Genomic DNA, 11357 nt, shown 5'->3' on the forward strand with positions numbered 1-11357 from the left:
CGTGGCGAACCCGTTAAGGGACGGGTGAGCAGGAGAAGCCAGCCCGTGATCTCTGTCGTCATCCCTACGCTGAACGCTCGGGACGCCTTGCCCGAAACGCTCGCTTGTCTTTGGGACGCGAACGCGGACGGCCTCGTGCGCGAGGTGATCGTCACCGATGGCGGCTCTGCGGACGAGACGCTAGCGGTCGCCGACGCCGCCGGCTGCCAGATCGTAGCGGGGGGGCCGGGTCGGGGCAGCCAACTCGGGCGCGGCGCCGAGGCGGCCCGGGGCGAGTGGCTCTTGTTCCTGCACGCCGACACGGTGCTGTCGCCGGAGTGGGAAGGGGAGGTCGGGGCGTTCTGCGCGAGGGACGAGGCGGCGGGCGCCTTCCGCCTCGCCTTCGCAAGGAAGGGTATCGCTCCGAGGCTCGTGGCAGCGGGCGCGAACCTCCGTACCCGTACGCTCGGTTTGCCTTACGGCGATCAGGGGCTTCTCATCTCTCGCGCCAGATACGAGCGCATCGGCGGCTTCGCGCCGTTGCCGCTCTTCGAGGACGTCGACATCGCACGTAGGATCGTCGCGGACGGGGGGCGGGGGGCACTGCGTCTGCTTGCTTCGCGAGCCGTCACATCACCCGCGCGCTACGAGCAGGCGGGCTACGTCCGCCGCGTGTTGCGCAATCAGTGGTGCCTCCTCGCCTACCTTCGCGGCGTGCCCACCGAGACGATCGCGGCGCGCTACGCGTGAGCGTCACGCCGCAGCTCGTCCTCTTCGCGAAGCCGCCGCTCGCGGGCCGGGTCAAGACGCGCCTGGCGAAGGACGTAGGGTCCGCCTTTGCGACGAGCTTCTACCGGCAGGCGACGGCGAGGCTTCTCAGGCGTCTTGCCGATCCGCGCTGGCGGACGGTCCTTTGCGCCGATGCGCCGCCGGGCGTAGGCCCTGCCTGCTGGCCGCCGGGCGTGCGGCGTATCGCGCAGGGCGGCGGAAACCTTGGGGACCGGATGAGGCGCGCGCTGCGGCGCCTGCCTCCAGGGCCGGTCGTGATCCTCGGAACGGACGCACCGCAGGTGACAAGGGCGGACGTGGCGGCGGCCTTCGCGGCGCTCCGCGGCGCCGACCTCGTCGTCGGTCCGGCCGAGGACGGCGGCTACTGGCTGATCGGTGCCTCGCGCCGCCGCCCGCTGCCGGGCCTGTTCGAAGGCGTCCGCTGGTCGACGAAGCACGCGCTTGGCGACACGCTTGCCAGCCTGCCCGGCGATGCGCGTGTCGCGCACCTGAGGACCCTGCGGGACGTGGACGACGGCGAGGACCTTAAGGCGCTCCGATCGACTTCGCCTTAGGGCGCGGGGCTCGGCTCCGCGGTGCTCGACGCAGGTCCCGTCGCGGCCGTCCTGACGGGAACGACGCGTTTCGGCTTCTCGATCAGGCGGTGGATGAGGGCGAAGGAGACCACGCCCGCCGCGACGTAGGAGATCGGCGCCGCGAGGAAGATCGCCGTCGTCCCGGCCCAGAAGGGCAGGACGGCGAGGGCGGCCAGGAGGGCGAGCCCGACATAGATCGCGATGTAGCGAAGCACGTTCAGCCCCATGGCAAGGTTCGGATAGCCCAGGGGGTTGAAGACTCCGACACTGACGATGAGCAGACCCGCGCCCCAGATCCCGAAGCCGACGAAGCCCAGATAGCGGTCCGTGACGGCGGCGATCATCGGGTCGTCCGTAAAGAGGTTGCCGACGTCTCCGCCGAAGCACCACAGCATCGCACCCGCGAAGGCCCCCCAGACGAGCGAGAACAGGAGGACCGACGCCTCCGCCTCGCGCAGGCGTCCGAAGCGCGTCGCGCCGACGTTCTGGCCGACGAAGGGGGAGATGCCGGACTGAAGCGCGTAGAAGGGGATGATGGCGAGCGCCTCGACCCGCGCACCGACCGCGTAGCCCGCGACGACGTCGGGCCCCGCCTCGGACAGGAGGCGCGTCAGGATCATGCCGGAGAGCGGCCCCACGAGTTGCGCCAGGAAGGCGGGCGCGCCGTAGGTGAGGACGTCGCGTACGCACGGGATAAACTTTGAGAGGCTGTCGCGGCTGACCTCGATCAGGTCCTGGCGGAAGAGGTAGGCGACCGCGAGCACCGCGATGAAGCCGCGCGCTACGACCGTCGCCCACGCCGCCCCCGCCATGCCGAGGGCGGGCGCGCCCAGAAGGCCGAAGATCAGGACCGGTGAGAGCGCTGCGTTCACGACGGCGGCGAGCACCATCAGCACACTCGGCACGACCGCTTCGCCAGCGGCGCGCACGAGCCCGTTCAGCACGATCGGCAGGATCAGGAAGGCGAGGCCTCCGTACCACACGTTCATGTAGTCGTGGATCAGGGGGATGAGTTCGGCCGGCGCGCCGATGAGGTTCAGGAACACCCAGTCGGAGGTAGCGTACATCAACGCTGAGAGCGCGATGGAGTAGAGGAGGACGAAGATCGAGGTGTTCGACGTCAGGATCCGCGCCCGCCGCATCTCCTCAGCGCCCAAGGCGCGTGCGACGACCGAGGTCGCGCCGTTCCCCATGCCGATCGCGATCGCCGACATGCCGAAGATGACGGGGAAGCAGTAACCGATCGCTGCGAGGTGGTCCGGACCCAAGCGGCCGACATAGAACGTGTCGGTCACGTTGATCGCCACGACCGCGAAGAGCCCCAGCGTCAGCGGCCAGGACAAAGAGAAGAGGACCGGCGCGACGGGGCCGTCGAGAAGGCGTTCGCGGCGCCGGTCGGTCAGGCTTTCGGACATCGAGGCCGATTAGAGGGGCGATGTCCGAATGGCCAGTACCGACGGCCTCACGATCAGGCCGAAGGCTCCAGAACCACCTTCACCCAACCGGACTTGCGCTGGTCGAACTGCTCGTAAGCCGAGATGGCGTCGGTCAGTCCCTCGTCCTGCGTGATCAGCTTCAGGGGGTCGAAGGTGCCGGACTCCACGAGGTCGATCAGGTGCGGGATGTACCGGCGGTGGTTGGCGTTGCCCATGTTGACCGTCAGGTTCTTGTTCATCGGGTGGCCGAGCGGGAAGAAGGTGTCGGTCGGCGGGTAGACGCCGATGACCGACAGCGTGCCGGCCTTGGCTAAGGCCTCGATCGCCCAGGACACCGCCTGCATCGGCGAGTCGCCGGGCTTCCAGAGCTGCCCTCGCTGGTTCGTGCCGTCCTGCGTGATCTTTTCCACGAGCCCGGGCGTCGGCTTCGCGTCCTTCGCGGCAGGGCCCGACTTTGGTGCCTCCGCGTCTACGCCGACCGCGTCGATCGCTCGGTCCACGCCGACGCCGTTGGTCAGCGACAAGATCGCCTCGATCGGGTCTTCCTCGTTGAAGTCGACGGGCTCCGCACCTTGCGCCTGGGCCTTGGCGAGCCTGTCCTCGTGCCCGTCCACCGCGATGACCCGCCCCGCGCCGAGCTGGAACGCCGAGACGACGGCGAAGAGGCCGACCGGGCCGCAGCCGAAGACGGCGACCGTGTCCCCTTCCTCGATCTCGGCGATGTGAGCGCCGAAGTAGCCCGTCGGGTAGATGTCGGACATCAGGATCGCGCGCTCGTCGTCGACCCCGTCGGGCAGCTTCACGAGCGAGGAGTTTGCGTAGGGGATCCGCGCGTACTCAGCTTGAAGGCCGTCGAAGCCGCCCGCCGCCTGAGGCCCGCCGTAGAAGGCAGTGCCCGCGCGCTTGCCACCCGGGTTCGCCTCGTCGCACTGCGCGGTGTAGCCCGACCGGCAGTAGGAACAGCCGCCGCAGGAAATGGTGGAGGGGATGACGACCCGGTCGCCTCTACGCCAGTTGCGAACGCCTTTGCCTACCTCCTCGACGACGCCCACCCCTTCGTGGCCGAGAATCGTGCCTTCCTTCATGCCCGGGAACGTGCCGCGGACGAAGTGAAGGTCCGTGCCGCAGATCGCGCTGGCGGTCAGCCGGACGACGACGTCGCGGTCGTCCTGGATCTTCGGGTCGGGAACGTTATCAAGGCGGATGTGCCGAGACCGTGATAGACGACGGCTTTCATGACTTGCTCGCGGAACAACTATGGGCGGCGAACGCCCAAGCGCCGCCGCCCGTTCCGCGAGAAAGAGAGCTTACTCGGCAGAAGCGTAGAGCGCGGCGCGAGCCTGCGTGCTGAGTTCGGCCTCGACGGACGCCATGACAGCGTCGGTACAGGCGTGAACCTGATCGGGCATGCCGTGCTCTGCGGTCAGCCGTTCGCAGTAGGTCTCAGCCTCGTCGGCGAGACGGTCGCGCGTCGCGGCGCGAGCGTCGGCGTTCACGAGGTCGCCGCGCTCAAGCGAGAAGCCGAACTCGTACGAAACAGGGGCCGGGCCCTGCGCAAAAGCGGCGCCGAAGCCAAGAAGGCCTGCAGTACCAGCTGCGAGAAGGGCAGTACGAAGGGTTACCATAGCATCCTCTCCTAAAATGCGGCCCGATCGCTCGTTCGCGTCGAACCTGAAGCCACGCCCGCAGGGCGGGACTGTCATCCAACTGTCATGAAGCTATCACATAAGTGTCGCTGAGCGCAATAGGTGCGCAAGTATTTGAAGGGGACGATAAGTCTTTGATACGGCGCGGTAATCGAGTTGGGGAGGCGCACAAAGCGCGTTCTCGCGGTCGCGAAAGGCGCACTCACTGCATCCGGGCGGTCGTCACACAAGCAACCTTGCCAACCCGCCCCGTCCCGGCCTAACTGCCCTTCGCCGGATGGGTGGCCGAGTGGTCGAAGGCGCACGCCTGGAACGCGTGTAGGCGGGTAACCGTCTCGAGGGTTCGAATCCCTCTCCATCCGCCACTCTTCTGCTGTATCTTGTTGGAGCTTAGCGATTTTCGCGGGCGGTGGATCCGCCCGCCCCGAATCTCGCCCACATTGTTGTGTACCTAGTTACCGCTCCTCCGATGACATGCACTTTGAGAGGCATGGCTATATAAAGCGATGCGAGGTTCGCAGACCGGTATCCGCCGCGAAGCTTCCTTCGTTTTCAGGGTTCCACGACTAACCCATCTTAAGTCGTGAAGCTGCGCTACGTCAGATCGACGACGTAGGCGTAACCGATGCTGTCCTCGATCAGAGGAAGCCTCGGAATAACCTCCGTATCGCGGGGGAAATAGCTGACGCTGCGTAGCCTAGAAAGCATCCTTGATCAGCCGCAGAACCGCAAACCAGCTTTTGTCATGGCTTCGCATTACGAGCCCAGCCGCTATCAACTTTGCCATGAGGGGGGGGCAGCGAGAACACTCTTGGACCGGCTCGACATCGAAGAGCCGTTGGAGCTGGTCCTCCGTCTCGGGATCGGTCCACATATGCTCCGCCAGCTAAGTTAGCCTGGCGCCATCGTTAACCGGTCCTCCGTTCTAATAGAGGAAACCTTTCCGGAACTTGCTGCCACCTACGACGGCTACGTAACCGTCACGGTCCCACTCGTGGTCGGCGCTTGGCGCGGCGCAGCACAACGGGTCTTCATAGTAGGCGCTGCTGGATGAAGTTATGTCGTCCTCCGCGAGTCCGTGAGGTTTTTAAGAGAGTCAGGGAGCTCATCGGGTGAGAAAGCTACCGAGGTTTGCGCTCGCACCGCTCAGCCTGCCGGGTCGAACTGGTTCCCTCGAGCGGCTAGAAGGCATGCCTGCGAGGCGAAACCGGACTACGTCATTTTCGGCTTAACTGATGCCGAAGCTGGCTGCGTAGCCGAACCCAATATAGGAAGGGGAAACGCTTGATCTTAGCTTTCACGAACGGGGCGTACTGCATTGGCCATAGTGCGTCAGGAAACTCGCTCCGCCTTTCCTTCTGGCTTCCAGAAAGCGCGGCGGCGAAGATCGGGGAGGGAAAGCTCTTTGCTTGTTAGAATGAAGCCCCACGGACGGATGGGTGTAGGTACTGCCTAAATCGTCGTGAGGAGCTCGAGTTCTACCAGCTTTGGTAGAAAAGCGTTGTCCCGTTCCCCCCGCCGCAGTGCTTCTAGCTCTCGCTCAAGCCCTTGAGTCCCGTTACAAATGAGCACAGCAACGTCGCGCATCCGAAGACCGTGGCGTTCCATGCGTGATTGGAGCGCGAGCAGCATTAAAGTCGTTCTCTGAAAGGTTTGATTGAATTTCCAAGAACAGTACGCCTGCTAGTTGTTGGATACCGCAAGCATTTCGATTACTGAACCACTAGAGGTATTTGATCTTATTGCGGTTCGCGACCAGCGGTGGTGACGTAGCTGCGGCACTCGCTTGGCTAGAAGCATTCGATCGCAGCGGCGATCGCTGACTAGAGAGCATCGACCGTTCGAGGTACGGCAGTCCTGAGGAAAGTCCTAAACTTTGAGCACGCCAGGGGGTAGGGCAGTTCTGCCCCGGCCTCCGCCATCGCCTTCGAATGCCGGTCAACTTGTGAGTTGGCAGGTTTTCCGGGCACGACAACATCGCCGGAGGGTAGGTCGGGCACGAGCACGTACCTAACATGGGCAAGGAAGGCGGGACCATCCATAGGTCCGTCTAGCGCCATCGGTGCAACGAGGGAGGATGGGCGCAGGCCAACGGTGAAGGTAGTCGTCTTCCAGAGCCCATGCAGGACTGCGGCGACGCGACGCTCGTCCCCCCGGGGCACCGCCGCGCCATCTTCGTGCTTGCCCTCGTTTCGTCGATGAGGCCGAGGCGTTGGGGATCGATGTCAGCCCGGCTATAGAACCAGAGCCGCCTCAGGCGGAGGTCATCGCGCTCGTGCTCTGCAACGTCCGCGGACGCTTCAGTGAGTGATCTCTCGCCGCTCAAGCCATTACCAGATCGTCGTGACGTGGACGCGCAAGCCTCGCTCAGCCTTGAGTCGCTCTGCCACCTCGGCGACCTCCGCGTCCCTCTTCACCTCGCAGGCCATCGCTAGCAGCAGATCCTCGCCCCCATCCAAGACCGAGCCAAACCGGCCGCCGTGCCGCTTCGGCTCAAGGTTCCCCGTCGCCTTTAACTGCCGGAGCCGGTGCCCCGCAGTCGCCTCTCCGGCGCAGAACCGACGCCCCCCCGATCGACATTCCGCCCGAAGCGTCGCAACCACGTGGCGCCGAAGGTTCATCGTCAGCGCCGCTGCCATCCAAACGACAGCGCAATGAAATTATCGAACCGAACCGAACCCTACACGAAGCACGAACGGGTCAGCGAGGAATCAATACGCTCAAGCGAGCTAGCCTAGTTTTCGGTTTCGTAATGTTGAGTCTGTTGCAATCACGGCAATCACATACTGTTGATTCCACGACGCTGGCGCGTCACTGCATTAGATCTTCTCGGCTGATCAAGGCGACTCATAGCGCCCTTCTTATTCACAGGTTCCTACTGCGATCACCGCAATGTTCTGATATCGCAAGCTAATTGTCAACGAACAGTTGGGATTTTAATAAATTGCCACGTCGGTCCCGGCCAACGGGGACTTTTGTGCTCCCGTTGATCGACATATTGATGCCAGCCCAATGGACCACCGCCCAGCAGATCAGGTTACCAACCGTTGCCGGATTAGCACTACCTACCGAACCGCCTTCGTTTTCACCTGATCCAGCCAAGCAAGATCATCAATTTGCCTACCGAAAATATCGGCACCGCTCAGAGTGTGATGACCATAGTCATAGAAAGTCTTCTCTACGCTTGGGCTGGACCCAATACATTCTTGCTTCGCACAAATATAATCCATTCGATCCAATACAGTTACATTCGGAAAATTGCTACTGACTTCTTCAATCATAAGGTTATGCGCGATCTGCAACTGATTCACTGGACCGTTTTGAACAAAATCAGTATAGGATTTGTTTATCAGGTTCGCCGTCTCACTATTGGTGAGGCTTCTATTCTCGAACACTATTTTGTCAGCAAGGTTCCATGCTCCATAACGGTACTCGGGAAACTCCGTTATCGCTTTCACAACGCCCGCAGTCTTGCCATCGTGTCTTACACGCGCCAGTAGGGAGGCCAGATTTTCAACATCAGCGTCGGTCCAACGTGTTACGAGTATGACGACATTTGCCTGACGATAGTTCGGACTATCGAAGAAAGCGTGCCCGTAAGAAAGGTCTCGGATTTGGACGCCAAAACGCGCTAGTTCGTATTGTTCCCGGACGCTTCTGCTTGCACTCAATGTATTGTAGAGATCCTTCGAGAAGGAATTCCCTACTAACAGAAGATTAGCTCGAAAATCGAGGGGGTCGAACCAAGCGTTATAATCAGCACTATTGTTGGAAGCACTATAGTTAGCATCTCCTGTTTTCTTACGAAGTGGCTCCCATGACTGAAGGCGAAGCGCCTCGTTGTCGGAGTCATAGAGCGCAACCTGCGGCGGCGAATTCAAGGGGTTCGCCCAACCAACCTGCAGCATCTCGGATTGCCCACCGCCCAAGAAGCCCACACCAGCTGCAATTACGATACCACAGATCGACCCTACGGCGATCTGGTTCCGATTGATTAGGCTTCGATTTCGAAAAGGCGCCTCGATCCAGCGCCAGCTGCAGTAAGCGAGGAAAAACGTAAGAACAACCATTAGGCCGAGTAGCATATGACTAGGCTCGCCAATCGTTCGATGCCTGACGAAGGCTAGAAGCGGCTGGTGCCATAAGTAGGCGCTATAGGATATAAGGCCGGTCGCGACGAATATGCGCGATGCTAGTAGACGGCCTCCTAACGACCTCTCGTGGGCAAACAAAATAATTAAAGCTGTACCTACCGTTGGGACGAGAGCGTACAGACCTGGCCAAGGGGTCTGTTCATTAAAGCTAACGACCGACGTAATAATCATTACTATAGAGAGTACGCTTGTGCCATGGTTTATGTAGCTGAGGCGGTCAGAGGGGGGGTGGTACATTCGATAGAGTGCACAAAGCGAACCTATAAGCATTTCCCAGCCCCGAAACGGAAGCCAGTAGAATGCTGTACTAGGAACTTGGTCCACCCCCCACTCAGCCAGTCCTAGACTGAGAACGAACATAAGAGCAATTATACTTATAACTATATATCGACCAAATTTCCATACTGTGCAGATCAAGACCGGAAAAAATATGTAGTATTGCTCCTCGACCGCTAGGCTCCATGTATGTAGCAAAGGCTTGAGTTCTGCGGCCGTGTCAAAGTAGTCCGCAGAATGCCAGAAGTAGAGGTTTGATGAGAATATTGAAGACGCAACGAGACTCTCATTGAAATCGATAAAAGCAGAGGGGGGGAGCCAGGACCAGGAAAACAAGTATACTGGAGCTAACATTGCGAAAAGTGCTGGAAGTATTCGGCGGGCTCTCCTTTCGTAGAAATTTATAATGCTAAACCTTCCCGCACACACCTCCTGCGCAATGATGGTCGTTATAAGATAGCCGCTTATTACGAAGAAGATATCTACTCCAATATATCCGCCGCTAAAACCAATAAATTTGGCATGAAATCCTATCACGGGGACAATTGCGAGGGCTCTGAGCCCATCTATTTCAGGACGGTACTTCATCTCTTCTCATCCTTCGATTTGCTTAACGCCGCCGCAGAAGGTGTGCCGTGTGATTGCGTCAGCAATTCTCCTGCCAGCTATGCGGGTCGCAGTTTTGGAACGGCCGACCCTCTCTGTCATGTTCGTCCTCTGCACCCGCACGATGCCGCTGGTTCCCCCCGTGGCACTGTTCAGATGGAGGAGGCAATGGCGGCGCTGAGCGTAGTGCTGAACCGGTGGACATGGGCAGTACCTAGCGTTGGCGTGTTACCAACGGATGGAGCGACAGTTTAGCCCCGGGCGGGCCGGGACCGGTCGTTAGCGATGGAAGTGCAAAGTAGTGGGTAAGGGGCCGGACGGTCTGAATTCGGTCCGATGGTTCGCATCACGGTTGGCAAATAGCCGTCCCTGCCGATCGGGCGAAGCACGCTTGCGGCGCGGCTCATCACGTACGTATCGGCCGTCGAGTACGGCGACGGTCCACCACTCTACCGCCAGGCGCAGACCTACGATCAAGGGGATGTCAACATAAATCGCTCAACGACGGCGGACTGGGTAGGCCACTCCGCATTGCCAACGCTTGCATCGTCACCCGAAGGCTTGTGCAGGGATATGCTGCGCGCCGGCCTTTCGAGACAAGCTCTAAGTTGAGAAGTCGATCGCACCCAGACCCTGCTTCGGTCGAGTCTGTTGTCATAACGCCCCCTTGCTCTCGAACTCGGACGAACGGATGTGTCCTACCTCCGGATCAGTGAGGAGTTCAGTGCCGGATAAGGTTTCCATTATTCCTTCGACTACGGCCTTCTTGCCCAACCAATTAAAGTGGCAGCTGTCGTGCCTGAACCTATCTCCTAGCACGTCTGTATCTGGCCCGACAATAATATTTGAACGTGCGTCCATGAGACGTTCTCTCGCTAAGCCAAGAGGAACGTACTTCTCTCGAACCTTTCCACAGACAGAGGTGTCTACAACAAGCCATGTCGATTTCGGTGCGATAGTGTCAACTAGCAGCGCTAACGACTTCTCGTACGCAACCGTATCGATACCTTCAGCAGCATCAGTTTCACCTTGGAACCAAATGAACAGTTCTGGCTCAAGATTTGCCTCGGCCAATCGTTCTAATTCCCTCTTCACTGAGTCGGTATAGCGCGAAGGCGGAAGCCATCTACCAATTGCACTTCCGCTTTTCGCCCTCACCGCGACAACCACGGGCTTATCAGTAAATGCACTCAACTCAGAAGCTAGGTGTGGCCAAATTGATCCGCCGTATGAATCTGCCCCTAGGACTGGATCCTGCAGAATATAACAATTTCCTTCAAAAAAGTTGTAGACTGGGTGGTTGTAGACGGGAGAGGATACACTGCTATTCGTATTCGAGGCATTACTCTGCCCCATGCCGAAAACGACTACAGCGTCTTCCGGACAAGAAACGTGCTTCCGAAACAGTGGGTCATTGTAGAAGGCTTCTTCATGTTGTCCGGTGAGCTCGTTTCTCGCACTCGCTATAAGGCCGTATGGAGGAAGCCTGTAAGCACCAACCGCTAAGCCGAACAAGAATGCTGCGGCGGAAAGGATACCGGCCGAGAGACCGCCAACAAACAATACCTTGTTTGTTCTTTTTGTTCGCATGTCTTATCCCCCATACGTATGCCGTGCCGCTGCCTGCCAGCGTTACTTCAAACTGGTTCATCAGCGCCAGCGCATTAGCGCCAAGGTATCTCTCGCCTACTAGTAGCAAGAAGATATCAGGTACGGCACTTTCGCAACTCCAAGTCGAGAGCGCTGCAAGTCCTACTTAGATTACCTAATTGCTGCCTTTACTTGCCGCATGAACGTGACACCGGGGATGCGGTCCTTCCAATTGCCGAGGTAGATGTCGGACTGCGAAGATCGTTGCCTGAACACGGCCGGCCAAGCCGCCAGCGTCCTGTGTTC

Annotated in this window: 7 protein-coding genes, 1 tRNA gene and 1 pseudogene; 4 read left to right on the forward strand and 5 right to left on the reverse strand. The window is 60.0% G+C overall.

Annotated features, from left to right (window positions below; genetic code table 11):
• Window positions 1-45 precede the first annotated feature (45 nt).
• Both GGQ59_RS05600 and GGQ59_RS05605 read left to right on the forward strand, forming a co-directional pair.
• Window positions 46-729: a TIGR04283 family arsenosugar biosynthesis glycosyltransferase gene (locus GGQ59_RS05600; RefSeq protein ID WP_221400873.1), complete on the forward strand. Its 684-nt coding sequence runs from the start codon at window positions 46-48 to the stop codon at window positions 727-729.
• Complete coding sequence (locus tag GGQ59_RS05605; protein WP_183816598.1) at window positions 726-1322, forward strand: TIGR04282 family arsenosugar biosynthesis glycosyltransferase; 597 nt, start codon at window positions 726-728, stop codon at window positions 1320-1322. Before GGQ59_RS05600 ends, GGQ59_RS05605 begins: the two co-directional genes overlap by 4 nt.
• Here GGQ59_RS05605 and GGQ59_RS05610 read toward each other — a convergent pair.
• From GGQ59_RS05610 to GGQ59_RS05620, 3 genes and pseudogenes are all read right to left on the reverse strand, one after another.
• Window positions 1319-2758 (reverse strand): MATE family efflux transporter, encoded by a 1440-nt coding sequence (locus tag GGQ59_RS05610; protein ID WP_183816600.1) that lies wholly within the window; start codon window positions 2756-2758, stop codon window positions 1319-1321. The genes GGQ59_RS05605 and GGQ59_RS05610 overlap by 4 nt on opposite strands.
• Window positions 2759-2811: 53 nt before the next feature.
• Window positions 2812-4016: pseudogene (locus GGQ59_RS15390) on the reverse strand (zinc-dependent alcohol dehydrogenase).
• Window positions 4017-4086: 70 nt separating this feature from the next.
• Window positions 4087-4404, reverse strand: coding sequence for a UrcA family protein (locus GGQ59_RS05620; RefSeq protein WP_183816602.1), 318 nt, complete (start codon window positions 4402-4404; stop codon window positions 4087-4089).
• A gap of 296 nt (window positions 4405-4700) precedes the next feature.
• On the opposite strand from GGQ59_RS05620, the gene GGQ59_RS05625 reads away from it, so the two are divergent.
• A tRNA-Ser gene (locus tag GGQ59_RS05625) sits at window positions 4701-4790 on the forward strand.
• Window positions 4791-7490: 2700 nt separating this feature from the next.
• Here the strand turns inward: GGQ59_RS05625 and GGQ59_RS15160 are convergent.
• Entirely contained in the window at window positions 7491-9443 is a 1953-nt protein-coding gene (locus GGQ59_RS15160; protein ID WP_183816604.1) for an acyltransferase family protein, read from the reverse strand.
• Between the two features lie 393 nt (window positions 9444-9836).
• On the opposite strand from GGQ59_RS15160, the gene GGQ59_RS15550 reads away from it, so the two are divergent.
• Window positions 9837-10073: an IS66 family transposase gene (locus tag GGQ59_RS15550; protein WP_425511351.1), complete on the forward strand. Its 237-nt coding sequence runs from the start codon at window positions 9837-9839 to the stop codon at window positions 10071-10073.
• Between the two features lie 42 nt (window positions 10074-10115).
• Here the strand turns inward: GGQ59_RS15550 and GGQ59_RS05640 are convergent, their stop codons facing one another.
• Window positions 10116-11051 (reverse strand): sialate O-acetylesterase, encoded by a 936-nt coding sequence (locus GGQ59_RS05640; protein WP_183816606.1) that lies wholly within the window; start codon window positions 11049-11051, stop codon window positions 10116-10118.
• Window positions 11052-11357 lie beyond the last annotated feature (306 nt).

The organism is Parvularcula dongshanensis (assembly GCF_014199615.1).
GTDB lineage: Bacteria > Pseudomonadota > Alphaproteobacteria > Caulobacterales > Parvularculaceae > Parvularcula > Parvularcula dongshanensis.